This is a genomic window from Geovibrio thiophilus, from assembly GCF_004087915.1.
Lineage (GTDB): Bacteria > Chrysiogenota > Deferribacteres > Deferribacterales > Geovibrionaceae > Geovibrio > Geovibrio thiophilus.
In genome coordinates this window covers 521,406-546,504 of sequence record NZ_CP035108.1, presented here as the reverse complement: position 1 = coordinate 546,504, position 25,099 = coordinate 521,406, and the positions used below count along the sequence as shown (strand labels likewise).

The 25,099-nt window shown below is 50.3% G+C and carries 20 protein-coding genes; 9 read left to right on the top strand and 11 right to left on the bottom strand.

From position 1 onward, the window contains the following. Window positions 1–146: 146 nt before the first annotated feature. The 7 genes from EP073_RS02650 to EP073_RS02620 all read right to left on the bottom strand — a co-directional run bounded on the left by EP073_RS02650 (window position 147) and on the right by EP073_RS02620 (window position 7,423). Window positions 147–1,316, bottom strand: coding sequence for a phosphoglycerate kinase (locus EP073_RS02650; RefSeq protein ID WP_128465620.1), 1,170 nt, complete (start codon window positions 1,314–1,316; stop codon window positions 147–149). 21 nt (window positions 1,317–1,337) lie between these two features. Continuing rightward, on the bottom strand, window positions 1,338–2,333 hold the full coding sequence (gene gap, locus EP073_RS02645) for a type I glyceraldehyde-3-phosphate dehydrogenase (protein ID WP_128467760.1): 996 nt from the start codon (window positions 2,331–2,333) through the stop codon (window positions 1,338–1,340). A gap of 145 nt (window positions 2,334–2,478) precedes the next feature. Beyond that, on the bottom strand, window positions 2,479–4,128 hold the full coding sequence (locus EP073_RS02640; RefSeq protein WP_128465619.1) for a PAS domain-containing protein: 1,650 nt from the start codon (window positions 4,126–4,128) through the stop codon (window positions 2,479–2,481). 13 nt (window positions 4,129–4,141) lie between these two features. Beyond that, entirely contained in the window at window positions 4,142–4,804 is a 663-nt protein-coding gene (locus tag EP073_RS02635; protein WP_128465618.1) for a ComF family protein, read from the bottom strand. A 25-nt stretch (window positions 4,805–4,829) separates the two neighbouring features. Continuing rightward, window positions 4,830–6,353, bottom strand: coding sequence for a 2,3-bisphosphoglycerate-independent phosphoglycerate mutase (gene gpmI, locus EP073_RS02630; RefSeq protein WP_128465617.1), 1,524 nt, complete (start codon window positions 6,351–6,353; stop codon window positions 4,830–4,832). Window positions 6,354–6,614: 261 nt separating this feature from the next. Then, a complete protein-coding gene (locus EP073_RS02625) occupies window positions 6,615–6,980 on the bottom strand; it encodes a TraR/DksA family transcriptional regulator (RefSeq protein WP_241654037.1) in 366 nt (121 codons plus the stop codon). Window positions 6,981–6,991: 11 nt separating this feature from the next. Next, window positions 6,992–7,423, bottom strand: a complete 432-nt coding sequence (locus tag EP073_RS02620; RefSeq protein WP_128465616.1) for a 23S rRNA (pseudouridine(1915)-N(3))-methyltransferase RlmH — start codon at window positions 7,421–7,423, stop codon at window positions 6,992–6,994. Between the two features lie 204 nt (window positions 7,424–7,627). Between EP073_RS02620 and kamA the strand changes: the two genes are divergently transcribed. From kamA to EP073_RS02600, 4 genes are all read left to right on the top strand, one after another. Continuing rightward, the gene (gene kamA / locus EP073_RS02615) at window positions 7,628–8,944 is read left to right on the top strand and encodes a lysine 2,3-aminomutase (protein WP_128465615.1); all 1,317 of its coding nucleotides are present in this window, start codon (window positions 7,628–7,630) and stop codon (window positions 8,942–8,944) included. Then, window positions 8,934–9,767, top strand: a complete 834-nt coding sequence (ablB, locus tag EP073_RS02610) for a putative beta-lysine N-acetyltransferase (RefSeq protein WP_128465614.1) — start codon at window positions 8,934–8,936, stop codon at window positions 9,765–9,767. Before kamA ends, ablB begins: the two co-directional genes overlap by 11 nt. A 103-nt stretch (window positions 9,768–9,870) precedes the next feature. Beyond that, window positions 9,871–11,955: a PAS domain S-box protein gene (locus EP073_RS02605; RefSeq protein WP_128465613.1), complete on the top strand. Its 2,085-nt coding sequence runs from the start codon at window positions 9,871–9,873 to the stop codon at window positions 11,953–11,955. Next, on the top strand, window positions 11,945–12,292 hold the full coding sequence (locus tag EP073_RS02600; protein ID WP_128465612.1) for a response regulator: 348 nt from the start codon (window positions 11,945–11,947) through the stop codon (window positions 12,290–12,292). Before EP073_RS02605 ends, EP073_RS02600 begins: the two co-directional genes overlap by 11 nt. 3 nt (window positions 12,293–12,295) lie before the next feature. On the opposite strand, the gene EP073_RS02595 is transcribed toward EP073_RS02600, so the two are convergent. Next, window positions 12,296–14,332 carry a PAS domain-containing sensor histidine kinase gene (locus EP073_RS02595; RefSeq protein ID WP_128465611.1) on the bottom strand — a complete coding sequence of 679 codons (2,037 nt, stop codon included), beginning with the start codon at window positions 14,330–14,332 and terminating at the stop codon, window positions 12,296–12,298. Window positions 14,333–14,492: 160 nt separating this feature from the next. After that, window positions 14,493–16,019, bottom strand: coding sequence for a YifB family Mg chelatase-like AAA ATPase (locus tag EP073_RS02590; protein WP_241654036.1), 1,527 nt, complete (start codon window positions 16,017–16,019; stop codon window positions 14,493–14,495). A 273-nt stretch (window positions 16,020–16,292) separates the two neighbouring features. Here EP073_RS02590 and EP073_RS02585 point away from each other — a divergent pair, with 273 nt between their 5' ends. Beyond that, on the top strand, window positions 16,293–17,921 hold the full coding sequence (locus tag EP073_RS02585; RefSeq protein ID WP_128465609.1) for a SulP family inorganic anion transporter: 1,629 nt from the start codon (window positions 16,293–16,295) through the stop codon (window positions 17,919–17,921). Window positions 17,922–17,978: 57 nt separating this feature from the next. On the opposite strand, the gene sppA is transcribed toward EP073_RS02585, so the two are convergent. Then, window positions 17,979–18,836, bottom strand: coding sequence for a signal peptide peptidase SppA (gene sppA, locus EP073_RS02580; RefSeq protein ID WP_128465608.1), 858 nt, complete (start codon window positions 18,834–18,836; stop codon window positions 17,979–17,981). A gap of 118 nt (window positions 18,837–18,954) precedes the next feature. Here sppA and EP073_RS02575 point away from each other — a divergent pair, with 118 nt between their 5' ends. From EP073_RS02575 to EP073_RS02560, 4 genes are all read left to right on the top strand, one after another. After that, the gene (locus tag EP073_RS02575; protein ID WP_128465607.1) at window positions 18,955–20,121 is read left to right on the top strand and encodes an iron-containing alcohol dehydrogenase; all 1,167 of its coding nucleotides are present in this window, start codon (window positions 18,955–18,957) and stop codon (window positions 20,119–20,121) included. An 11-nt stretch (window positions 20,122–20,132) separates the two neighbouring features. After that, window positions 20,133–21,119, top strand: a complete 987-nt coding sequence (locus EP073_RS02570) for a YhdH/YhfP family quinone oxidoreductase (RefSeq protein WP_128465606.1) — start codon at window positions 20,133–20,135, stop codon at window positions 21,117–21,119. A gap of 106 nt (window positions 21,120–21,225) precedes the next feature. Further along, window positions 21,226–23,337, top strand: a complete 2,112-nt coding sequence (locus EP073_RS02565; protein WP_164885247.1) for an ATP-binding protein — start codon at window positions 21,226–21,228, stop codon at window positions 23,335–23,337. 9 nt (window positions 23,338–23,346) lie between these two features. After that, complete coding sequence (locus tag EP073_RS02560) at window positions 23,347–23,598, top strand: hypothetical protein (RefSeq protein ID WP_128465604.1); 252 nt, start codon at window positions 23,347–23,349, stop codon at window positions 23,596–23,598. 48 nt (window positions 23,599–23,646) lie between these two features. Here EP073_RS02560 and EP073_RS02555 read toward each other — a convergent pair whose 3' ends face one another. After that, entirely contained in the window at window positions 23,647–24,954 is a 1,308-nt protein-coding gene (locus tag EP073_RS02555; RefSeq protein WP_128465603.1) for a TrkH family potassium uptake protein, read from the bottom strand. Window positions 24,955–25,099 lie beyond the last annotated feature (145 nt).

Below are 25,099 nucleotides of genomic sequence, written 5' to 3'. Positions count from 1 at the left end.
GGCGCGAGCGTGTGAAGAAACGGACAGGACGTGCCGTTTCTGAACTATTATAAAAGTAATTGGAGAAACTTTTTGAAAAAAGCTTCCCCAAAACCCCTTAAAAGACTTGGACCCGCTTCGCAAATGAAGTGGAAACTTTATTTTTTTTATCCTAAAATTTCTATTCCGGGCAGCCTGCCGAACTCTATGTATTCCAGAGAGGCGCCGCCGCCGGTGGAGATGTGCGCCAGTTTCTCGGAGACACCTGCCTGACAAGCCGCGGAAACGGAGTCACCGCCGCCTACGACCACCACAGCGTCGCTGTCGCCCAGAGCCCTTGCCAGCGAGAATGTGCCCTTGGAGAACTGCTCCTTCTCAAATACGCCCATAGGACCGTTCCAGAGGACGGTTTTGCACTCTTCAAGAGCTTTAATGTACATCTGAGTGGTTTTGGGTCCTATATCAAGCCCCATCATACCATCGGGAATATCCGCCCCGTCAGTGATTGAGCCTGTGGCTGAGCTGAACTCAGGCGCAACAACATGATCAACGGGAAGATAGATCTGCACACCTTTTTCAGCCGCTTTTCTGAGGATTTTATCCACTGTCTCATCCTGATCGGTCTCAACAAGAGAGATGCCTGTTTTTACGCCCTTAAACTTAAGGAAGGTGTAAGCCATTGCGCCGCCGATGAAGATTCTGTCGGTGAGTGATATGAGCGATTCGATTACGCCTATTTTATCCGAGACTTTTGCCCCGCCAAGGATAGCGGCGAAGGGTCTGTCCGCGTTTTTCAAGAGCTTTTCAAAATATTTTATCTCCCTCTCAACGAGAAAACCCGCGGCCTTGTCCTGAATGATTTCGGGAAGCCCGTAAACGGAAGCGTGTTTTCTGTGGCATGTGCCGAAGGCATCGTTCACATAAGCGTCCGCGAGCTTCGCCAGCTCCGCGGTGAACTCGGGAAGGTTTTTCTCCTCACCCTTGTAGAAGCGGAGGTTCTCAAGGAGCAGCACTTCACCGTCACGCATTCTGCTGACAGTCTGCTGCACATTTTCACCGACGCAGTCGTCTATGAAGTCAACGTGGAAGTAATTTCTGCTTATATATTCCGCAACGGGCTCAAGGGAATACGCCGGATTTTTCTCACCCTTCGGTCTGCCCAGATGAGAGGCGAGAACAACTCTCGCCCCTGCGTCCTTGGCATATCTTATTGACTCAAGTGCCTCACGGATGCGGGTATCGTCCTGAACCACGCCGTCTTTGAGGGGGATGTTGAAATCCACCCTCATGAACAGTCTTCTTCCTTTTAACTCAAGATCCTTTATGCTCTTAGCCATCTCGTTCTGCCCGCAGCCGGATTAAAGAACTTTGGTAACGAGTTCGGCAACCCTGTTGGAGTAGCCCCATTCGTTGTCGTACCAGCTGAACACCTTGAGCAGCTTGCCGTCTATGAGCGTTGTAAGCTCGGCATCAAAGATAGATGAGTGGGGGTTACCGTTAAAGTCGATGGAGACAAGGGGTTCTTCGCTGTAGAAGAGAATGCCCTTGAGCTCGTCTGCCGCTTTTTTCATCGCAGCGTTGACTTCCTCAACAGTGACAGATTTTTTCAGGCTTACGGTAAGGTCGACTATGGATACGTTGGGCGTGGGAACACGCACAGAAGTACCTGTCAGCCTGCCTTTAAGCTCGGGAAGAACCAGCCCCACAGCCTTTGCCGCACCTGTGGAGGTGGGGATCATACTGAGAGAAGCTGCTCTTGCTCTTCTGAGATCTTTGTGGGGAAGGTCAAGTATCTGCTGATCATTGGTGTATGAGTGAATAGTGGTCATAATGCCTGATTCTATGCCGAAGTTATCATTAAGCACCTTCGCGACGGGCGCAAGGCAGTTGGTTGTGCATGATGCGTTGGAGATGATGTTGTGCTTGGTTTTGTCGTATTTGTCATCGTTGACGCCGATAACAAGAGTTATATCGGGGTCTGTCGCGGGAGCGGAGATTACAACTTTCTTCGCGCCGGCTTTAAGGTGAAGCTCTGCTTTCTCTCTGCTTGTGAAAATGCCTGTGGATTCGATAACCACCTCAACACCGAGCTTGCCCCAAGGAAGGTTTGCGGGGTCTCTCTCCGCGCTGATCGCAATTCTTTTGCCGTTTACGATGATGGCGTCCGCCTCCGCCTTCACGTCAAAACCGAAAATTCCGTGAACTGAGTCGTATTTGAGAAGGTGCGCAAGAGTCGCGGGGCTCGTAAGGTCGTTGATGGCGACCACGTCCACGTCGAGTCCTCTCTCAAATATCGCTCTGAAAGCGCAGCGTCCGATTCTTCCGAATCCGTTGATACCGATTTTAACACCCATCATGTGCCTCCTGAATATATTTTAAATTTTCACATTAAACTGAAAAACTCCGCTTAAACGGAGTCAGCATACCGTCCTGATTACGCAGACAGAGTCAAAAGGCACTAAGCCGGAAAAGTGAGACGGCGTTCTGTTGAAAACCCTCTCAATCCGCTTCCTGCGCCCTTTCTCCGGCGTCACTAACATTTACACTTGTTTTGGCTGTTTTTCCACCACAAAGTTTATCATAATCACGTTTAAGGCGGGCAATTTCGCTGTTTATGAAAGCGAAACTCTGTTCCATATCAGGCTGCTTGAGGGTTGCCTTGTTATTGAGCACGTTTATCAGCCTCTCAAGCTGGTAAACCGTCTTTTTATTCAGCTCGGTATATCTGGTCTTGCTTTCGTCCAGATTAACCTGATAATTCCGGAGGGCGCTTGCCGCACGGGTGAGCTTGTTGCGGAGCTCGGCGTTTTCGTTTCTGGTGCGCAGCAGTTCGTTCATCTTGTCTTCGGAGAGAAGCCTTTCCAGTGTCACACGAATTTTCTGGAACTTAACCTGAAGATCCTCATAGCTTTCATTCAGAGTGGTATATTCCTTTTTGAGCTCTTCTATTTCGTTAATGTCATTCAGCTTAGACATTTTATATTTTTTGATCTGTCCCTTGTAAGTCTCAAGGGAGTTTATCAGCTCATACTGCTCTGTCATGTCAAAGAGGTGCTCGCCCGCTTCGTCCACTTCGCCTTCATTATTCGGCACGGGATACATCTGCTGCTCTATTTTAAGCAGTTTATCGCCCTTATAGACATCTATATGCTCCGTGGTCTCCTTTCCTTCCAGAGCGTCCGGCAGGTGGCACCATGAGCAGGGTTTGTCAAATCCGTAAAACACCTTATAGCATTCCTGACCGACTATCTCGTTCAGGGGACCGTTTCCCGCGAATGCTCCCGCCGCACGGTTGACGTTTTTGACAATGTAGTGCTTATCCACAGAGAAAAGCGGCATGGGCAGACCGTCCATGAGCTTTCTGATCTTGTTGCGGCTGGTCTTGAGAACACCGATCAGGTCTTCCGCCTGCACCAGTTCTTCACTCTGGTTCTCCAGCTCGGTTTCGAGCTCGTGTATCTTTACATCATTATCCGAAAGAACATCATCATAGCTGCCCAGCTTGCCGCTGAGTGATTCCGCCTCAATCTGAAGCGACTGTATTTCGGTCTCAAGGCTTGAGATCTCCTCGTTCTTGGCGACTATCTGCTCTTTGAGCTCCATGATCTCTTCAAGCCGCCCCTCATCCTTGCTTTCAGCGCTTTCCATCCTGTCCAGAAGCTCATTCTGGACAAACAGCCTGCGCTGAAGCTCAAGAAGCTTTGCGTCCTTTTCGCTGATGCCTATCTCAAGCTCGGTCACCCGCCCTATCATTTTCTCCAGTTCACGGCGCAGTGATTCATCGGCTGAGTAGTTTCTGAAAACAGGCTCAGGCGTCGGGGCGGGCTTTTCGGTGAGGGCTTTGGAAGCAAAAAGAGAAAGCACTCTGGCAGGGCGCTGACCGCCCTTGGTGTCCTGAATGACAAGAATAATCTCACTCCCTTCCGCGATGATGCGGAAGAAGAAAAATACGATTATTTCATCCCCTTTCCTGAAATATATCACAGACTTGGACTCGTCCTCAAGTCCCGGTCTGATAGTTTCGGGAACGGGCATAGGTGACGTCTTCCCCCCGTCTATACGGTACATTTTCCCCGTACGGGGCAGATACGCAAACATGGGGAAATCCAGCCCTGCAAGGTTGGATGCGAGCATGTCCAGCATCTTCATCTAAAAAACTCCATCAATAATACCCTGAGCAGCTTAGGGCGTACACGTCCACAAGCTCCGCTCCGTTTATTTTGAGAACCTTGGCGCATTCGTTGACAGTGGATCCTGTTGTGTAAATGTCGTCAACTATGAGGACTTTCTTTCCCGAGCATTCACCGCTGAGGGTGAAGGCTCCGCTTACGTTCCTTATTCTCTGCTTTTTCTTCAGCTTCCACTGGTAGCCGGTCTTCTTCCTGCGGATAATGAGCCTTTCAGACTGCTTTCCGCTCAGACCCGCTATGTGCCGTGCCAGAACATCCGCCGGATGGATTATTCTCCGGAGCTTCCGTGTGTAGTGAGAGGGCACGGGTGTAACTATATCATACCCCGAAAAAACACTTTCCGGCTGCTTAATCAGTTCACCAAGATGAAAAATACCTCTCACTCCGTAAGCAAACTTGATCTTCTTGAGCAGTTCCTTAAGAGGCGGAGCGTACAGATAGTCGGTAAACAGCCTGTCATACCGCCTCGAAGGGCAGAAGCCGCACGTGAGAGCGTCCACATTGAGCGGGTGTCCGCAGGTTCGGCAGAACATTTTCAGGCTGCGCAGACTGTCTGCGCACTCAGCACAGAAGATACCCTCAGGCGAATCCTCGCCGCAGCCTGCGCATACAGGGCGGAAAATCTCAGAAAACATTTCCTCTCCCGCCCCCTTTTTAATTTTATTTAACCAGAAGCGACTCTCCGGTCATTGCTTCAGGCTTTTCTATCCCCATTATATCAAGGAGTGTAGGCGCTATATCCGCCAGCTTGCCCTTTTCGCTTTTAAGTACGCATTTATAATTATAAACTATAAAGGGCACAGGATTCAAGGTATGTGCGGTGTGGGGCTGATCATTTTCATAATCCCACATCTGCTCGCAGTTGCCGTGATCCGCAGTCACAGCGAGCACAGCGCCGGTTTCATCTGCGATGCGGATTATCCCGCCGAGGCATTCGTCCACGGCGCGGCATGCCTTCACTGCCGCTTCCTCAACCCCTGTGTGACCGACCATGTCCGGATTGGCGAAGTTCATCACAGCCACATCTATGTCACCCTTCAGGAAAACCTCTCTGAATTTTTCGGCGACCTTATAAACACTCATTTCAGGCTTTTTATCATAAGTCGGTACGTCCTTCGGCGATTCGATAAGCTCCCGCTCCTCACCCTCAAAGACAGTTTCACGCCCGCCGTTGAAAAAGTAAGTCACGTGAGCGTATTTCTCGGTCTCGGCTATTCTGAGCTGCTTCAAGCCTTCTCTGCTGATGACTTCGCCGAATATATCGTTAAGTTCCTCGGGCGGATAAGCCACGGGGAAGGTGTAATTTTTCTCGTATCTCGTCAGTGTCATGAAATTAACCTGAGGATGATCCTTTCTGGCAAACCCGCCGAAGCTGCGGTCATTGAACGCAAGGCAGAGCTCTCTGGCTCTGTCCGCGCGGAAGTTATAGAAGAAGACAAAATCTCCGTCCTTCACCTTTCCGTCGACGCCTTCGATAACCGCAGGCTGTATGAACTCATCGGTTTCACCCTTGGCGTAGGCGTCAAGGACTGCCTGCACAGCAGACGGAGCCGTGACTCCCGAACCGAGACGGAGCATATTGTAAGCCTTCTCGACCCTGTCCCATCTCTTGTCCCTGTCCATGGCGAAGTATCTTCCGCAGACGGTGGCAATATGCCCCGCCTTTGTTTCATCAAGGAACGCCTCAAGCTGCCTCATGTATTCAATGCCGCTTTTGGGAGGAGTATCCCTGCCGTCTGTGAACGCATGGATAAATATCTGTCTGATGCCTTTGCTCTGCGCCATCGTCACCAGACCTTTCAGATGGTCAATGTGGCTGTGGACACCGCCGTCAGAGAGAAGACCGAAGAAGTGCAGCCTGCCGGAGCCCTTGAGGGTGTCATCAAAAAATGTGCTGATGTTGGAGTTCTGCCCGATAACACCGGAGCGTACATCCATGCTTATTTTGAGAAAATCCTGATATACGATGCGCCCTGCGCCTATGTTGGTGTGCCCCACCTCGGAATTGCCCATCTGTCCGGCGGGCAGTCCGACCTGCTCCTCGCTGGCGTCAAGCAATGTATGGGGGCATGTGTCGATCAGTTTGAGAAAATTGGCGGGGCGGGACTCGAAAACGGCGTTGTTTCTTTTATCCTCACGGCAGCCCCAGCCGTCAAGTATCAGTAATATGAGTTTTGCAGCCATTTCACACCTTTATTAACAATAAAAAATTCTTCATCCATAAGAATTTTTTATACACGCTCGCAGTTTGCAAAGCAAACCTTCGCTGAGTGCAGGAAGCACACAGAGGAATGGTTTTTAACAGTACCATATTCTCACGGCATATGCGCGCAAGCGTTAAGATAATAGAGGCGGGGAAAAACGGCAACAGAAAAAGACTTTTCAGTAAGTCAAAATAAAACAAAACACCGGCGGAAGCGAAAAAACGCCTCCGCCGGATTTATGCTACATTTTTATGAGACCTTTTTTTTCCAGTTCGGATTTGCAGTCGGTGCAGTATCTGGCGAAGGGAACATATTCGAGCCTTCTCTGCTCTATTTCCTCCTCGCATTCGATGCACACTCCGTAGGTTCCGTTCGCGATACGCTGGAGAGCCTGCTCAACAAGCCTGAGCTTAAGCGCGTCGGTTTCAACCTTACCGAGCATGAGGTTTTTGTTGTAGATGTTGTAAGCCTCGTCAGCGGAATCCTGAACCCCTTCAGTACCGAGCTTGATCGCTTCGTTATACTTCTCGTTCAGCTTCTCGATAAGCTCTTTCTTCATATCGAGAAGTTTCTGTCTATGGTAGCTCAACCTTTCAGCATCCATCATACATTACCCTCCTATTTATGGTAGGGATGACCCTTAATTATTGTTAATGCCCTGTAAAGCTGCTCTGCGAGAACAACAAGGCTTATTCTGTGCGCCATTGTCATATCCGAGAGAGAGACTGTATCGTCTAAACGGGCCTTAAGCTCTTCGTGCAGTCCGTCTGCCTCGCCGATAAAAAAAGTAACTCCGCCGTATTCTTCAAGCTTTTTTTCCAGCCAAGCCGCAAATTTTTCGCTGGTGAATCTTTTGCCCTTAGGGTCCATGCCCACCAGCATACCCTCGCCCGCCTTCAGAAGCAGGGGGAGCTGTTTTGCCTTGTTCGGAGAAAAAGCCTCAACCACGGAGCACTCGGCGTAGGCGCCCATCCTTTTCACATATTCCGCTGTGAGTTCGTCCACAGCTTTGTCACGTATCCGTGAGGACATCACGATCTTCAGTTTCATAAATTAAACGGAAATATCAGAGGGATTTCTGTTTGTCAACCAAGAACGGCACATTTCAGGAACTTTTAACATCTAAATAATCTTAAAAACTCCATAAACAGCCTTTTATGCCCATTTAAGATGATTTATTCTTAGATATATTTATATTTCATGTTGAAAATATATCTACATAAGGTATAATTAATCAAAACCAAGGAGGAAACAGTGAGTATATACACACCTAACCAAAAGTCCATCGCCGAATCCATCCAGCCCGATTCCGGCATGCAGGACTGGAAAAACTGGCACTGGCAGCTCCGAAGAACGATTAAGGACATTAAAACCTTTGAGGAGGTGCTGGGAATAAGCTTCACACCGGAGGAGCGCAGGCAGCTTGAGATGACGGCGGAGAAATTTCCCATCGCCATCACCCCTTACTACGCCTCGCTTATAGACCGTGAAAACTGGCGGGATGATCCCGTGTTCAGGCAGGCGTTCCCCTCTGTTAACGAGCTTATAACCGAAAACTGGGAGATGAGCGACCCGCTGTCAGAGGATATTGACAGCCCGGCGGAGTGCATAACCCACCGCTACCCCGACAGGGTTCTTTTTCATGTAAGCAATATGTGCGCTATGTACTGCCGTCACTGTACCAGAAAGCGTAAAGTCGGAGACAGGGACTTCATCCCCGACAGAGATACCCTTGAGAAAGGGCTTGCCTACATCAGAAAGACCCCCGAAGTGAGAGACGTGCTCATATCCGGCGGTGATCCGCTGATGCTTACTGATTCCGCAATAGAGTGGATTCTGGACGAACTCAGCGCCATAGAGCATGTGGAGGTAATCCGAATCGGAACACGTATGCCCGTAGTCCTGCCCTATCGTGTAACGGAAGAACTGGCGGAGCTTCTCGGCAGTTACCCGAATCTCTGGCTGAACACGCATTTCAACCATCCCAGAGAGATAACGGATTCATCAGCCGCAGCCCTGCGCAGGCTCACCTCAGCCGGTGTGCCTCTGGGCAATCAGTCTGTGCTTCTTGCCGGAGTAAACGATTGCCCTTACATAATGAAAAAGCTGGTTCAGAAACTGGTCAGCAACCGTGTCCGCCCTTATTACCTTTATCAGTGCGACCTCTCCGAAGGGCTGTCCCACTTCCGTACTCCCGTGGGGAAAGGGATTGAGATTATCGAAGCGCTCAGAGGGCACACGAGCGGATTCGCCGTGCCTGTATATGTGATCGACGCACCCGGCGGAGGGGGCAAGATCCCCGTGAGTCCGAACTATGTGGTATCATGGTCAACCAACAAGGTTATACTCCGCAACTACGAAGGGGTAATATGCTCATACAAGGAGCCTGATTCATACGAACCTGTCTTCTGCGACAGGAACTGCGAGACATGCAGCCTCGTCCTTAACGTGACGGGAGAGGAAAACCCCGCCGCCATAGGTATAGAGAGACTTATGGCTGACTATGACGACAAGATAACCCTCGTTCCGGAGGACACTGAAAGACTCAGGAGAAGAAACGATGACGGATAAAATCATAAATCTGGACGGAGCGGCTGTCCACCATGGAAAATTCAGCGACAGGCTTTACATACTCTCCTTTCCCGCTACCTGCGGAGAGGAGACTGCCGCAAAGGCGGAGGAGCTGGCGGAGAGAAACGGCTACTCCAAAATAATAGCAAAGGTTCCGGCTGAAAAGGCGGATATTTTCATACAGAGAGGCTACATCACCGAGGCGGAGCTTCCCCTCAGGAACGCTCCTTACGAAAAGGCGGTTTTCCTCTCCAAGTTCATTGATCCCGCGCGCAGAGAGGAGAGGGACAGAAAGCTTCAGTCTGAAATACTCCTCAAAGCCCTCAGCTACAAACCGGATGAGACCGAACCGCCAATGACGAACCTCTGCGAACGGATGGCGCCCGCCGATGCGGACGAAATGGCAGGTGTTTACAAACAGGTTTTTGAGTCTTACCCTTTTCCCATACACGACGCGGACTATATAAGACAGACGATGAAGGAATCCGCGGCATATTTCGGCATAAGGGAGGACTGCAGAATAACCGCTCTGGCAAGCGCGGAAATGAATCCGCACATCAATGCCGCGGAAATGACCGATTTCGCCACCCTGCCCGAAGCCAGAGGCAGAGGATACGCGAACGCTCTTCTGGCAAAAATGGAACAGGAAGTGCCCAAACTCGGCATAAGCACATTTTTTACAATCGCCCGCTCCCTCTCCTTCGGAATGAACATCACCTTCGCAAAACGGAACTACAGCTTCGGCGGCAGGCTTATCAACAACACAAACATCTGCGGCGGAACGGAAACTATGAACATCTGGCATAAATTCGCAGGGTGCTGAGCAAGCGGCATCTTTAATTTTATCCCATTTCAGTCCTGATTTTTATTGCATTTACCGACGCCGTATATATGATCTAACATATACACAATTCAAGGACTGAATAATGATATTGCTTAATTCCACAGAGAACGAACAGAGGAGCGGTGAATCCGCTCCGGATTACGCTCACATCTTCAGGCACGCCAACGCCTGCATGCTCACCTTTGAGCCGGAAACAACCAGAATAACCGATGCCAACGAAGCCGCGTGCAGGCTTTACGGATACAGCATTGAGGAGCTTACCTCCAAACGCATACTTGATCTGACCATCTCCAAGCCGGAGAAGACACTAGGGCTGATCGGACGTGTGCTGGAGAAAAGGATTGATACGGTGACAACCTGTCACAGAGACTCATCCGGCGGGCTGCACCATCTTGAGTTTCACTCCTCTGTATTCACTGCGGACGGCAGATCCTATGTTTTCAACATATTCCATGATATTACCGAGAAAACATTATCCGAAATTGACAACCGTCTCCACGCGGAGCTGATGAACTCATTCCTCATGAATGATGAAAGCGATATATTCCGCAGCATTCTGGGTGTTATCAGGAAAGAGATAAGCTCCCTTCACGGTTTTGCGGGATATATTGATATTGACGGCACACTGGTGTGCCCTTCGCTGGTTTTTCCAGAAAAAGGAAAAACTTCCGCCTCCTTTCCCAGAGAAAAATGGAGCGGCGCATGGGGTGAGGCGCTGAATAAGAGAAAAACCGTTGTCGAAAACGACTGCGTTAATATCCCCCAAGGGCACACTCCCTTCAACAACTGCATAGCAGTGCCCGTTGTTCACAAGAATCTGCTTCTCGGCGAAATTGTTCTGGCGGAAAAAGAGGGCGGATTCAACGAACTGGATGTCAAAATACTCAATAAAGCGGTCATGCTCCTTGCTCCCGCCCTTAAAGGCTGGCTGGACGCGAAATTTTTCCATAAGGAACTGATGGAGAGGCAGAGAGCGCTGGAATACAGCGAAAACAAATACCGCACCTATGTAAACAACGCTCCCATAAGCATATTCATATCCGACCACAATGGGCTCATAGTGGAAGTGAACAAAGAGGCATGCCGCATAACGGGCTACAGTGAAAAGGAGCTCCTTTCCATGATGGTTGTTGACCTCTGGCCGCCCGATTCCGTGGAAAACGCCCGTAAAGCGGAAGAGGTTCTTTTTGAGGAGGGAATTGTCTCCGAAACGCTGAAATTTATGCGGAAAAACAAGGAAACATTCTTCATGAGAATTTCCGTGGTTAAAATAGCCGAAAACAGATACATTGGTTTCTGTCAGGACGCCACATCAACTGTTACTCTTGAGAACGAGCTGAAAAAAATGAACGAGAGCCTCAAGGAGCAGGTCAAAACGGAAGTCGAGGCACGGCACAGGCAGGAACAGATAATACAGGAACAGAAAAAACTCGCCGACATGGGGCAGATGATAAATGCCATAGCCCACCAGTGGCGCCAGCCCATAAACGCTCTCGGGCTTTATGTGCAGGACGCTCACGAATGCTGGAAACGGGGACTCATTGACGGGGAGTATATGAATACCTTCTCCGACACAAGCATGGGGATAATCAGGCACATATCCTCCACCATAGATGACTTCAGGCTGTTTTTCGCTCCGGATAAGAAAAAGATCCATTACGATGCGGTAAAGGAAGTGACCGAGCTTGCGGGACTCATTGAAGTCCAGTTCGCCGCCAAACACATTGATATAAAAATCAACGGCGCCCTTCCGCAGAGCGGACACGGGACATCTGACGGCAAAGCGCTTGTATACGGCTACGCCGGCGAATTCAAGCAGGCGGTGATCAACATTATTTACAACGCCGCAGACGCAATAGAATCCGCTGCGCAGAATAATAAACGGAACATCCGCGGAGAAATAAACGTCGATATACGCAGCACAGAGAGATCCGTCACGGTTTCCGTCTCCGACAACGGCACAGGCATACCGGAGGAGTATCTCCTCAAAATATTCGAGCCTTACTTCACCACAAAGGAAGAGGGCAAGGGAACGGGCATAGGGCTTTATATGACGAAACTGCTGATAGAACAGCATATGGACGGCAGACTGACGGCTTCAAACACCGGAAACGGAGCCTGCTTTACCATAAACCTGCCCAGAGGGGGAGCCCTTGATGAAGAATAAAACAGTTCTTTACGCTGAAGATGACGCAATGGTCAGCAAAATTATGTCCATGATACTCGTGAGAGAGTTCAGAAAAGTTTACACTGTTAAGAACGGGCGGGAAGCTCTGGCTGTTTTTCGGGAGCATAAGCCCGATATAGTCATAACCGATCTCGCCATGCCGGAGATGAGCGGATTCGAGCTGGTGGACAGGATAAAGGAGGAGAGACCGGAAACAAAAATAGTTGTGACGACCGCCTACAGAGAGGAAGCCGACAGGCTGGACGGGGTCATAAAGCTTTTCAAGCCCATTGACAGAGACGAGTTCTTCAAATGTCTCAGGGAGCTGGGCAATTAATATCTATCCGGATGATTTGGGAATGAGTATCTCAAAAAAAGCGCCTCCGTCAGCGTTGCCGGCGCTTATCCTGCCACCGTTGTGCTTCTCTATGACCATCTTAGCCATATAAAGCCCTATGCCCGTTCCCTTGCCCTCCTCCTTTGTGGTGTAGTAGGGGTCGAAAACCTTTGAAAGCTTCTCGGGGCTGATTCCCGTTCCGTTGTCTTTTATGCGCAGAACAACATGACCGGGCGTATTCTCAATTTCGATCCTGATGAATCCCTTCTGCACAATGCCCTTGGCGAAGTTCTCCTCTATGGCGTCCACTGCGTTGTAGACAATGTTCATCAGCGCCTGCTTGAACTCATCCAGATAACCGCAGACCAGCGCCCTTCCGCCCGGACAGTCATCCATCACAGCATCCTCCGTGCAGTCGTGCGTCTTGTCAGCGCATATGCAGTAAATGCGGTAGCTTATCTTCCTGTCATGGAGCTGAACACGGAGAAGCTTCATAAGCCTGACCATTTCCGCCGCCACGTCAAAACAGGTTCTGGTTTTGTCCGGAGCGAAAAATGTACGGAAATCATCAATTGTTTTGGACATGTGGATCACCAGATCCTTGCACACAGTTTCAAAGGTGTGTATATACTCCCCCGACAGCTCGCCGGATTCGTAGGTGTCCATAATATCCTGAATATAAAGTATCAGCGCGTTTATCGGCTGACGCCACTGGTGAGCTATGGCGTTTATGAGAAGCCCCATATCCTCAAGCTTCTTCTGCTCGAAAAGAAAGCCCTCCTGCTTCTGCCTGAGCGCCACTTCCTCACGCACACGCTCGGACAGCTCCTCGTTAAGCTTCTTGAGCGCCTCCTCAAGGAGAACACTGCGGGTGACATCCTTGCAGATGCCCATATAAACCCCGCCTTCCACTTCGGCAATATTCAGGTAGATGTAAAACTTCTCGCCGTTTTTCTTGGCAAGTTTGAGCGACACGGAAGCCTTGCCTGTTTTCCGCATCTCTTTGAACGCGCTTTCAGCGTCACGCAGACTGTCCTCAGCCACAAGCCCGAAGATCCCTGTGGAGAGCAGCTCCTCCCTTGTGTAGCCGGTGATAAGGCACAATGCCTCGTTAACGTCCTTGTGTCTCCCCTTTTCATCGGTAAAAAAAATCGGGTCGGGGGCGTTTTTGACATATGTCTCGTATTTTTCCTCGGTGAAGTGGAGCTCCATGGTTCTCTCCACGACTTCCGCGGTGAGCCTGTCATTAAGCTTTTCAAGTGTCGTGTTTTTTTCCTCCATCTCTTTGAAGAAGCGGAGCCTCTCACTTATATCCCTGACTACGGCTATATTATATTTCTCGTTATCGCGTATGAATGATTTAAGGCTTGTTTCCACAGGAAAAACCGAACCGTCCTTCCGTTTATGGGCACAGTAAAGCATGTTGCCGTTCGCTTCGGAAAGCCTGCTGAGATAAGGTGCGAACTCTCCCCAGTCCTTTGATGACATACGGAAATAGTCCAGAGGAATGCCTTTCAGCTCCTCCGGAGAATAACCAAGACTCACACACGCCTTCTCATTGGCGTACATAACCCTGCCGTCCGACGGTCTTATCACGAAGATCGCATCGTTTGACATGTCCATTATTTCGTAAAGGAACTGGATCTCATCGGTTTTCTGCTTAAGCGGGCTGACATTCTCCACTGTCACAAGGGAGATCTCACTGTTTCCAGCCGTCACAAGGGTTTTGACTATTTCAGCGTGTTTGATTTCCCCGCCTGCGCATATGTGACGTGCGCACAGGGAGATACTCCCGCTGCGGAGTATTTCGCTCCATTCCGTCCTCAGGGCATCAGCGTCCAGATCAGGACTCAGCCCGGCAGCGTTCATCCCGACCATCTCCTCCCTTGTGTAGCCGAAATAAGCGGCGGCGGCATCATTAACCCGCAGAATACCGCCGTCTTCAGACTGCCAGATAAGGGGCGCGGATGCTTTTTCAAAGGAATGGTCAAGCAGCTCAAAAAGAACATTTTCACTTAAAAACACATTATCAGATTCCAAGTTAATCCCTAGTACTTAATTATGATTCATATTATCACATTTCAGGAAAACATACATAGACATATGGCTTATTAATAAAAATAATTTCCTTGTTAATAATTAGTGAGATTCATATGGTTTTTAATGAAAAAAGACTGTCATACACGCAATTTGTCCCGACTCAGCTCTCTCTGTCCAGAAGCCTGTAGTGCAGCGCCTCAAGTACGTGTTTAGACTGAATATCAGAACTATTCTCCATATCGGCAAGCGTTCTGGCGACTTTGAGTATTTTGGAATATGCTCTGGCAGAATACCCGAACCTGTCGCAGGCATTTTCCAGAAGCTTCATGCTCCTGTCGTCCAGCTTGCAGTGTTTTTTAATCTGCTTCTCGCCCATCTGGGAGTTGAGCATTATCTTCTCATCCCTGAAGCGGGCTTTCTGCGCATTATGGGCATTAATCACCCTTTCCCTCATGCTTTCGGAGCTCTCTCCGTCGTCAAGCCCTGCCAGCTCTTTCAGGTCAACAGCCTTAACTTCCATGTGTATGTCTATCCTGTCCAGCAGGGGACCGGAGAGACGGGCACGGTATTTCTGCACCTGAGACGGGGCGCAGGAGCATTCTCGCTTGGAATCTCCGTAATATCCGCAGGGGCATGGATTGCAGGCGGCGACAAGCATGAAGGAGGCGGGATATTTCACAGTCCTGTCCGCTCTGGCGACAGTAACCTCCTTATCCTCCATCGGCTGGCGGAGGGTTTCAAGCACGCTGCGGTTAAACTCCAGAAACTCGTCCATAAACAGTATGCCGTTGTGGGCGATGCTCACCTGCCCGGGCTTGGCGCGGGAGGTTCCGCCCACTATGGAAACAGAACTGCTTGTATGATGGGGGGAGACAAACGGGCGCTCAAAGCTTATGTCGGAGACATTTTTGACCAGTCCCGCCACGGAGTGAATCTTAAGCGTCTCTATAGCCTCTTCCATATCAAGATGAGGCAGAATCCCCGGGAGTCTGCGGGCTATCATGGTCTTTCCGCTCCCCGGAGGTCCTATCATGAGAATATTGTGCATCCCCGCCGCCGCGACCTCCGCAGCCCGGCGGGCGGTAAACTGCCCCTTCACATCCCTGAAATCGTGCATCTGCTCGCTGAATTTGCGCTGTGCGGCTCCGGTATTTTCGGCGAAGCTCACCCCTCCGTTTCCTCCGAGCCACGCAAGCACCTCCGAAAGGCTCTCGGCGGCGCCTATCCTGATTCCGCTGACGAGGGAAGCCTCAGCGACATTCTCCTTCGGCAGGATTACGGTGTCGAAGCCTTTTTCACGGGCGGCGTAAGTTACTGACAAAACCCCGCTCACAGGGCGAAGCCTGCCGTCCAGCGAGAGCTCGCCTATGAAAAGAGTCTTATCCGTATCCGCCTCTATGTGTCCTGCGGATTTCAGAAGCCCCACTGCCACCGGAAGGTCAAACCCTGTGCCCTCCTTGCGGAAATCGGCGGGGGCGAAGTTGATCGTTATGGGCTTGTTGAATATGGAAAAACCCATGTTTTTGAGGGCAGAGCGCACCCTGTCACGGCTTTCACGGACGGACGCCTCAGCCAGCCCCACCATGCTGAAAGACGGCAGACCGACATTTGCCGTGTCCACCTCAACCTCGATGAGAACACCCTCAATCCCCGCCACATGGGCGGAAAAAATCCTGCAAAACATCATCCCTCCGTTCAGTGCACAATAGGCAAGTATATGTCAACATACGGGGTATATTCAACAGTAAAGACTCGTGAGCATAAACAGCCTCTCTATTAATTTTATTATTAGTTAAATGTAATTAATTTACAGCTTATGCAGCAGCAGTATTTTTTTAACTTTCCCCTGAAAACAGATTGACACGGAGGACGCAAACAGAGACAATTTCATTATAAGATATAGTTCATAAAACCGCATACGCTTACTGCATAAGGTTCACATACAGGCGGGCTTAACCGGATGAGGAAGAGAGACTATACAAAAAGACTGGCGGGGGATCTGTACGGAGGAATAACCGCAGGGGTTATAGCCCTCCCCCTTGCGCTGGCTTTCGGCGTGGCAAGCGGAGCAGGCGCGCAGGCGGGGCTTTACGGCGCTATAATTCTGGGGCTCACAGCGGCTCTCCTCGGCGGAACTCCCGTTCAGATCTCAGGTCCCACAGGACCCATGACAGTGGTCACCGCCTCCGCAGTCGCCCTCTATCACGGGGATATGACCTTTGTGGTCACCATCATATTCCTCGGCGGCGTTTTCCAGATGCTTCTCGGCTTCTGTCGTGTCGGAGGACTGATACGCTACATCCCCTATCCGGTGATCTCCGGTTTCATGACGGGAATAGGCATCATAATAATCCTTCTCCAGATCCATCCGCTCACAGGGGCGGAGAGTGTCCGTTCGCCGCTCATCGCCGTAGCCGAAGCGGACAGGATTTTTACTGACTTTCATATTCCTGATCTCGCTCTTGGGCTTATCACCTTAGCAATAGTTTTTCTCACGCCTAAAAAGATCACACGGGTTTTCCCTTCACCGCTCATTGCCCTCATAGGAGTAACCGCTTTTGCAGGCATCATGGGATTTAATACTGCGGTAATAGGCGATATTCCGTCCGGTCTGCCTTCGTTTCATATGCCTGCATTCTCCATATCGCAGCTTACTTTTATAGTAACCACGGCGCTGAGCCTCGCCGTTCTCGGTTCCATAGACAGCCTGCTCACCTCTCTTGTGTCCGATTCACTGACCCGCTCAAAGCACAAGCCGGACAAGGAGCTCTTCGGACAGGGGCTGGGAAACATGCTTTCCGCTCTGGCAGGGGGAATACCCGGGGCAGGGGCGACGATGCGCACTGTGATAAATGTCAAATCAGGCGGAACGACAAGACTATCCGGCGTTATCCACGCCCTGCTGCTTCTGGGGTTTGTTCTCGGCTTCGGCGAGCAGGCGGAGAAGGTTCCTCTCGCGGTTCTGGCGGGAATACTTATCAAGGTTGGGTTCGATATTGTCGATTACCGCTTCCTGAAAATAATCAAGAAGGCGCCGAGACACGACATAGCCGTGATGTCTATAGTGCTTGTTCTCACTGTATTCGTGGATCTCATTGTGGCTGTCGGCGTGGGGCTGGTGGCGGCTTCCGTTCTTCTCACCTACCGCATTGCCAAACAGACACAGACTCAGGTGGACGACATAGATCTGGACATAGACGATACCGCCCCCTGCGGCGCGTCCCCGAACGGCAGACACCTGATAAGGGTTGTGGATGTAAACGGTCCGTTTTTCTTCGGCTCCGCCACTCAGGTAGTGGGCAAAGTGGGAATGATACTGGATAATGAGGTGGTTATCTTCAACTGCTCAAAGGTTCCGTTCATCGACTATTCGGGATTTTTCGCCCTCACGGAAATGCTTGTGAACATAAAGGAAAGCGGAATAATAGCCATGATAGTGGCTAATGACGCGCTGAAAGAAAGGCTCACGGATCTTGAGATAAGCGGATACCTGCCTCAACAGCATATTTTCCCCACACTGGCGGAGGCATTCAGACATGCAAGAAAACATATATGTGAAGATGGAAAGAAGAAAGCCGCACAGCAGTAAATGCGGCTCAGTGTGCGCACCTCACTCTCATTCACGGGAGCGTGAGGTGCTTATGTGTCAATATCCTTTGTACAGATACATGAAGTGAGCTCCGCCGGATAAGCTGACCCCTTTGAAGCTGCCGAAGAATTTATCCCAGACAGTGAGTTCCTTATCGAAGCTCCGAAGCTCAACATTCTCAAGCTTCAGTTCGTTTTTCATCTCTTCAAAAGCGTCTCTTCTGCTGCCGAGGTTGTCCACGAAGCCCATATCGAAAGCGCGCTTTCCGGTGAATACCCTGCCGTCCGCCTGAGCCCTGAGCACCGCCTCATCCATGTTCCTGCGTTTCTGAATATCCTCTATAAACTGCTCGTACATATCCATAACGGTGGTCATGAGAATCTCTTTCTCCGCATCGGTCATCTCCCTGTCGGGAGAGCCTATGTCCTTAAACTCACCGCTTTTCAGGGCAAAGTTTTTTATGCCGATGGTGTTCATCAGCTTTTCATAGTTGGAAAGCTGCATGATAACCCCTATGCTGCCGGTGATTGTGGTGGGCATGGCGAATATGCGGTCGCACGCCGCGGAGACATAATATCCGCCGGAAGCCGCCACGCTCTCCATGGAGGCGTAAACAGGCTTGTTGATTGTCTGGATATAATCGAAAATTTCCTTAGTAGGGGTGATAACTCCGCCCGGGCTGTTCACCCTGAGGATTATGCCTTTGACTTTCTCATTTTTAGAAAGCTCTTCCAACGATTCGATTATGCCGTCCGCGTCATAAATTATTCCGGTTATGGAGAGTTCCGCAACGGTATTTTCCGGCAGGTGTCCGCCCTCAGCCCCGCTGAGAACATAAACCGCCCTCCCCACAAGACCGAGAATCAGCAGAACCATGATTACTTTTATTAATATTTTTCCTATGTTTTTCTTCATAGCGCCCTCTAAACGGATTAATACCAGAATATCCGCACACAGTAAAGGCAATTAGGGAACACGGGGCTTGAACCAATCCGTATAAATGCTATCCTTATAGTATTACGGAGGACACCGAATGGACAATTTCACCCTTAATATTCCCACAAAAATTTTCTTCGGCAGAAACCAGATAAAGGTTCTGGGAAGACAGATAGAAAAATACGGGGCTACCCGTGTTCTCATCTGCTACGGCAGCAAAAGGATTAAACGGGAAGGACTTTTTCAGACCATCACGGACAAGCTCACCGACAGAGGGCTTTTTTATACCGAGCTGGGAGGCATTGAGCCCAACCCCCGCATTACAAGCGTGCGTGAAGGCGTCCGCATATGCCGGGAGGAGAATATAGACTTCATCCTAGCCGTCGGCGGCGGCAGCGTGATAGACTGCGCCAAGGCTATAGCCGGCTCTGTCAATTATGAAGGCGACCCGTGGGACTTCTTTCTGCGCAAAGCGGCGATCAATAAAGCAATCCCCATCGGAACGGTGCTCACTCTCGCCGCCACGGGTTCGGAGTCCAACGGAAACGCAGTTGTCTCAAATATCGAAACTCAGCAGAAACTGGCTGTGTATTCACCCATTCTCTGGCCTAAGTTTTCCGTTCTTGATCCCGAGTACACTTATTCCGTCCCCCCCTTCCACACGGCGGCGGGGATAGCCGACATAATGAGTCACATCTTTGAGCAGTATTTCTCACCCACGCCGGACACTTTTACTCAGGACAGGCTGGCGGAGGCTCTGCTTAAAACCTGCCTGAAATATGCGCCGATCGTAATGGAAAAACCCAACGACTACACAGCCAGAGCCGAGATCCTCTGGGCGGGGAACCTTGCCCTGAACACCCTCCTCTCCCTCGGCAGGGAAGGAGACTGGGCAAACCATTCCATTGAGCATGAAGTGAGCGCACTTTTTGATATATCCCACGGGGCAGGGCTTGCGATCCTTTTCCCCAACTGGATGAAGTACGTGATGGACGACAATAATACCGACAAGTTTTACAATCTCGCCGTAAACGTTTTCGGCGTTGCGGAAAGCGCAGATAAAAAAGCCGCCGCACTTGAGGGGATCGACCGCCTGAGAACCTTCTATAACTCCGTAGGTCTGCCCGCAAGGCTCTCTGAGACAGGGGTCGAAGAAGATTCATTGCGGAAAATGGCAGAAGGCGCTGTGCGCTTCGGCGAAATAGGTGAATTTAAAAAGCTTAAATCAAAAGACGTACTTGCCATTCTTAAAATGGCTTACTGACGGAGGAGCATATGGGCATCGGATTCAGGGCTTACGTGACATCGGAAAACGGGGACGGCACATATTCAGGACGCATTACCGAGCGCAGCACAGATGATCTTCCCGCCGGAGAGGTGCTGATCCGTGTGCGCTACTCATCCCTGAATTACAAGGATGCCCTCTCCGCCTCCGGCAACAAGGGAGTGACGAAGAAATATCCGCACACGCCGGGCATAGACGCCGCAGGGGAAGTGGCAAAGTGCACAGACGGCAGTTTCAGAGAGGGCGACATGGTTATAGTCACTGGCTATGACCTCGGAATGAACACTCCGGGCGGCTTCGGTGAATACATCCGTGTGCCCTCTGCTTGGGTTCTGCCTCTGCCTGCCGGACTGACGATGAAAGAGAGCATGTCAATCGGCACAGCGGGGCTTACAGCGGCACTCTGCGCAGACGGGCTGCTCCATATGGGGCTGAGGGGCGGGCAAATCGCCGTAACCGGAGCCACAGGCGGAGTAGGCAGCATAGCTCTCTCCATACTCGCGGCGGAAGGCTTCTCCCCGTGCGCCGTGACAGGCAAGCCGGAGCTTGAGCCTTTCCTCAGGTCCATCGGTGCGGCAAGCGTAATATCATCCGCGGATTTCACCGCAGGTTCGGAAAAACCGCTGATGAAGCCGATGTGGGACGGCGGGATAGATGTTCTCGGCGGAAACGCCCTCGCGTCCATGCTAAAATCGGTGAAATACGGCGGCGCTGTTTCCTGCTGCGGGCTCGCGCTGTCGCCTGAGCTCCCGCTGAACGTCTTTCCGTTCATACTCAGGGGTGTAAGCCTCATAGGGATCGACTCGGTAGAATGCCCGAAGGACAGGCGGATCAAGGCATGGAGCAGGCTCGGCGGCAAATGGAAACCCGCAGGACTCAATGAACTCACAGCGGAAACAGACCTAGGCGGACTGGATGAAAAAATAAAAGCCATGCTCACAGGGAGAGCAGCCGGACGGACAGTAATTAAACTCTGAAAACACCCTTTAACATACACTTTTATATTGATAATTTACCGGTTCTGTCTGATCATGGGTTATGAAAGTTAAATTTACCCAAAGCCTGCCGTATAAACAGGCAAAGATGACATTTTTCATTGCTTTCACGCTGGGACTGCTGCTCAGCATAGTTCTGCTGTGGTTCGATTTCAGGAAGGAGCAGGCTGGTGTGAAAAGCCGCCTCGAAAAAATGACCTCCATGATGTCGCAGACTGCGGGGCATGCCCTCGTCACCGGAAACAAAAGTCTTGCTCAGGGCATAACAGACGGGCTGGTGGAGGCTGGAATAGTCAAAAAGGTCATTCTGGTAAATGATAAAAATGAGGTTCTCGCCGAAAGTGAGGCACGGAGCACGGAAGCAGGCTATTTCATCATCCTTATTCAAAAAATGTACACGGGGGAAATGTCTTTCCGTTTTCCCCTGATTTACGGCAAAAACTGGCACTACGCCGGTTACGCCGAAATACAGCCGAATATCAGAAATATCTCTGAGGATTTCGCGTCCCACGCGGGAACAGTTTTCATAAGCACATTTCTTGTGACCGCCGTGCTTTCGCTGCTTTACGCTGTCTCGTTCCACCTCACCCTTGTAAGACAGATTCAGAAAATAGCCGAGAAGCTCGCCGGAGCCGACCCCTCAAGCCAGTCCATATACAGCATCAACATATCCGAAAGACACGCCAAGGATGAGCTGGGTGTGCTCACAGAATCCCTCAACATTCTCTTTGCCCGCTATCACGACAACCTGCTGAAAGTAAGCCGTACAGAGGAACTGAGGGCGGCGAAGGAAGCGGCGGACACGGCAAACAGGGCAAAAAGCGAATTCCTCGCCAATATCAGCCATGAAATACGCACACCGATGAACATTATCCTCGGCTTCGCCGAAATTCTTAGCAGGGACATAAACGAGCCCGAACACGCAAACCTGCTGAACACCATTAAGGACAGCGGCGAAACACTTATGAAGCTTATCAACGACCTGCTTGACCTCTCCAAAATAGAATCCGGCAGGATAGATATAAACCCCGTGCCGCTTAATATATGCGCAGTTGTTGACGAGACGGTGAACATCTTCTCTGAAACAGTCAAAAGAAAAGGGCTTAAACTGATTCTGGACACGGGCGGTTGCAGCAGGCAGATTCTCTTTGACGGCATCAGGCTTCGGCAGATACTCTTCAACCTTGTGGGAAACGCAGTGAAATTTACCGACAGCGGCTTTATCAAAATATCATGCAGGGAGGAAGCGGCAGAAGGCAATCTCCGCTCAGTGACTATAACCGTTGAGGACAGCGGCATGGGGATAGAGCAAAGCCAGCTTGAGGCGGTATTTGAAAACTTCGCCCAGCAGCAGGGACAGGATCACGCCAGATACGGCGGAACAGGGCTGGGACTTGCCATCACCAAAAAGCTCACTGAGGCTATGAACGGCACTGTGAGTGTATCAAGCATAAAGGGCAGAGGCTCGCTTTTCACCGTGAAATTCGGTAATATCAGGATCTGTGATCAGCCCCGTCCGGAAAAAACAGACAGCGGAGCAGTGCATTTTGAACCGGCAAGGATTCTCATCGCGGACGACAGCCCCCACAACCGCTTCCTGATCCGTCTGCTTCTGAAGGAGCATCCCTTCACTTTCATTGAGGCTGAAAACGGACAGGAGGCTTTTGCAAAAGCCTCTGAACATATGCCTGACATTGTACTGCTTGATATGAAAATGCCCGGAACGGACGGCTATGCGGCGGCGAAAATGCTCAAAGGCAGCAGCGCGACGGCGCACATACCCATTATCGCTGTTTCCGCAGATGTTCTCAGCGACAGAATGGAAGAGGCTTTCGCCTGCGGCTGTGCGGCATATGTAAAAAAGCCCATAATTTCATCAGAACTTACAGATGCGCTGAAAGTCTTTATTAAACACAGGGTCAAGCAGCCGGAGAAAAGACATGAGCATGCCCCGGGCGCAGGAATAACCCCTGAACAGCGGGAAATAATACGAACCGAGCTGCACGCCAGATGGCAGCAAATTTCACGCAGGTTTGTAATAAGCGATATGGAAAGCTTCGCCGCCCTTGCTCTGGCACTTGCTGAAAAGGAAAATATAAAAGAATTGAAAAACTGGGCAGAAAAACTTGCAAAAGATGCAAAAGAGTTCGATATTGACTCATTAACCGGAACGATAGATAATTTCACCGGATTTATATAAGGAGACAGCATGAGCGACAAATGCGGATGCGGAAGCGGCGGCTGCGGAAGCCACGACCATGATCAGGAAATTGATGAAGAGAATATGGTGAGCATGGCATTTGCCATGGAAAAAGAATTTATGGACGAAATCAATCAGGCTTGCGAAGTAAACGGCATGAGCTTTGAGGAATTCGTCTACAGCTGCCTTGAAGTCGGCATCGGCATAACGAACGGTGAGCTCCACCTTGTGGATTCGGAAACCGGCGAAAAGGTTGAATAAAAAGATATGTCTCTTCCGCTGCGCTCAGTAACGGAAGAGACGTTAAAACTACACGGCAAGATCGCTCTTCTTAGGCTTTCCCGCTTCCTTGGCTGAGTGGAAAAGAGAAAGCCCGATGGTGAGAGGTCCAACCCTTCCAGCAAACATCAGAAATGTTATTATCATTTTTCCCGCACCGCTGAGTTCCCCGGTTATCCCCATACTCAAGCCTACCGTACCCAGAGCGGATGCAGCTTCAAAAACCAGCTTTATATACTCCTGCTTCTCCGTGATGCTCAGCATGAAGACACCTGCCGCAAGCACTGCGAGATAAACCGATACGGAAGCAACCGCCGTCATAAGTCTTACGTTGGGAATTGAATGCCCGAAAAAGGTTACAGAGCTTCTGCCCCTGAGAATGCTCACAACAATGCCTATGCAGGACGAGACCGAAGTGGTTTTTATTCCGCCGCCAGTGCCGCTTGGAGACGCGCCAATCACCATTGCTATAATCAGAAGAGTAAGCGAAGCGGGGGCAAGCCCGCCTATGGACACAGTATTGAAGCCTGCGGTGCTGGATGCTGTCATGATCTGAAATGCGGAAATGAGTACACCCTCCGAAAAACCAGTGCTGCGCAGTGAAGGCTCTGAAAGGTAAAAAAGAGGAGCACACACAAAGAAGATCAGCGCTGTAATGACCAGAATAACCTTTGATGTGAAGGTTATTCTGTACGCTTTGCTCTTTATCGCCAGAAACGCGTCATGCAGAACAATAAACCCTATCGAGCCCATATAGCAGAGCGCCCCGACGGTAACACATATCACCCAGTTGCCCTTAAAACTCTCCATGCTGTTGCTGAAAGTGCTGAAACCTGATGTGGTGAACGCCGACACCGCATGAAACAATGCCATCCAAAACGGAGAATCCACTCCGGCAGACCTGAACTCCATAAACAGAATCATGGTTCCGATAAGCTCAATTGTCAGTGTAAAAACAGCTACCTGAAAAATAAAGCTGTGGATCTTAAACTCCGCAGGGAGGCTGAACTCTGTCCCGAGTACACCGTTTCTCAGCTCTGACAGCTGCCTGCCTCTGGCAAGGATGATAAACGAGGTCAGAGTCATGTAGCCTATCCCGCCCAACTGGAACAAAACCAGAATAACTATCTGACCGAAAAGGGTGTAGGAATCCGATACACCCACGGTGCTGAGCCCCGTTGTGGAAACGGCGGATGTAACATTAAAAAGGTTGTCCATGGTGCTTACCCAAGTGACCTGAGAAATCGGAAGAGATAAAAATGCTGTTCCGATAACAACATACGACAAAAACCCCAACACAAGAAACTGAAAAGGCTTCAATCCCGATATGAATCGCATACATTCTCCTGAATTTTTAAGGCTGCATTTTTTCCTGAAAAAGAGTGTGAAAGATTGCTGATATTTGCGGCGGAGAAACCGGAAGTGCCGCGGTGAGGTCTGAAACTACTGTGTTCCTGAGTGAACATCCGACAGTTTGCATGCG

Excerpts from the sequence above, each read along its gene's own strand:
- EP073_RS02585 (WP_128465609.1), top strand. The coding sequence starts at position 16,293 with ATGAGGAAGAGAGACTATACAAAAAGACTGGCGGGGGATCTGTACGGA.
- ablB (WP_128465614.1), top strand. The coding sequence starts at position 8,934 with ATGACGGATAAAATCATAAATCTGGACGGAGCGGCTGTCCACCATGGA.
- gap (WP_128467760.1), bottom strand. The coding sequence starts at position 2,333 with ATGGGTGTTAAAATCGGTATCAACGGATTCGGAAGAATCGGACGCTGC.
- EP073_RS02560 (WP_128465604.1), top strand. The coding sequence starts at position 23,347 with ATGAGCGACAAATGCGGATGCGGAAGCGGCGGCTGCGGAAGCCACGAC.
- EP073_RS02625 (WP_241654037.1), bottom strand. The coding sequence starts at position 6,980 with ATGATGGATGCTGAAAGGTTGAGCTACCATAGACAGAAACTTCTCGAT.
- EP073_RS02565 (WP_164885247.1), top strand. The coding sequence starts at position 21,226 with ATGACATTTTTCATTGCTTTCACGCTGGGACTGCTGCTCAGCATAGTT.
- gpmI (WP_128465617.1), bottom strand. The coding sequence starts at position 6,353 with ATGGCTGCAAAACTCATATTACTGATACTTGACGGCTGGGGCTGCCGT.
- EP073_RS02590 (WP_241654036.1), bottom strand. The coding sequence starts at position 16,019 with ATGATGTTTTGCAGGATTTTTTCCGCCCATGTGGCGGGGATTGAGGGT.
- EP073_RS02635 (WP_128465618.1), bottom strand. The coding sequence starts at position 4,804 with ATGTTTTCTGAGATTTTCCGCCCTGTATGCGCAGGCTGCGGCGAGGAT.
- EP073_RS02650 (WP_128465620.1), bottom strand. The coding sequence starts at position 1,316 with ATGGCTAAGAGCATAAAGGATCTTGAGTTAAAAGGAAGAAGACTGTTC.
- EP073_RS02605 (WP_128465613.1), top strand. The coding sequence starts at position 9,871 with ATGATATTGCTTAATTCCACAGAGAACGAACAGAGGAGCGGTGAATCC.
- EP073_RS02575 (WP_128465607.1), top strand. The coding sequence starts at position 18,955 with ATGGACAATTTCACCCTTAATATTCCCACAAAAATTTTCTTCGGCAGA.
- EP073_RS02555 (WP_128465603.1), bottom strand. The coding sequence starts at position 24,954 with ATGCGATTCATATCGGGATTGAAGCCTTTTCAGTTTCTTGTGTTGGGG.
- EP073_RS02570 (WP_128465606.1), top strand. The coding sequence starts at position 20,133 with ATGGGCATCGGATTCAGGGCTTACGTGACATCGGAAAACGGGGACGGC.
- EP073_RS02620 (WP_128465616.1), bottom strand. The coding sequence starts at position 7,423 with ATGAAACTGAAGATCGTGATGTCCTCACGGATACGTGACAAAGCTGTG.
- EP073_RS02640 (WP_128465619.1), bottom strand. The coding sequence starts at position 4,128 with ATGAAGATGCTGGACATGCTCGCATCCAACCTTGCAGGGCTGGATTTC.
- EP073_RS02600 (WP_128465612.1), top strand. The coding sequence starts at position 11,945 with ATGAAGAATAAAACAGTTCTTTACGCTGAAGATGACGCAATGGTCAGC.
- sppA (WP_128465608.1), bottom strand. The coding sequence starts at position 18,836 with ATGAAGAAAAACATAGGAAAAATATTAATAAAAGTAATCATGGTTCTG.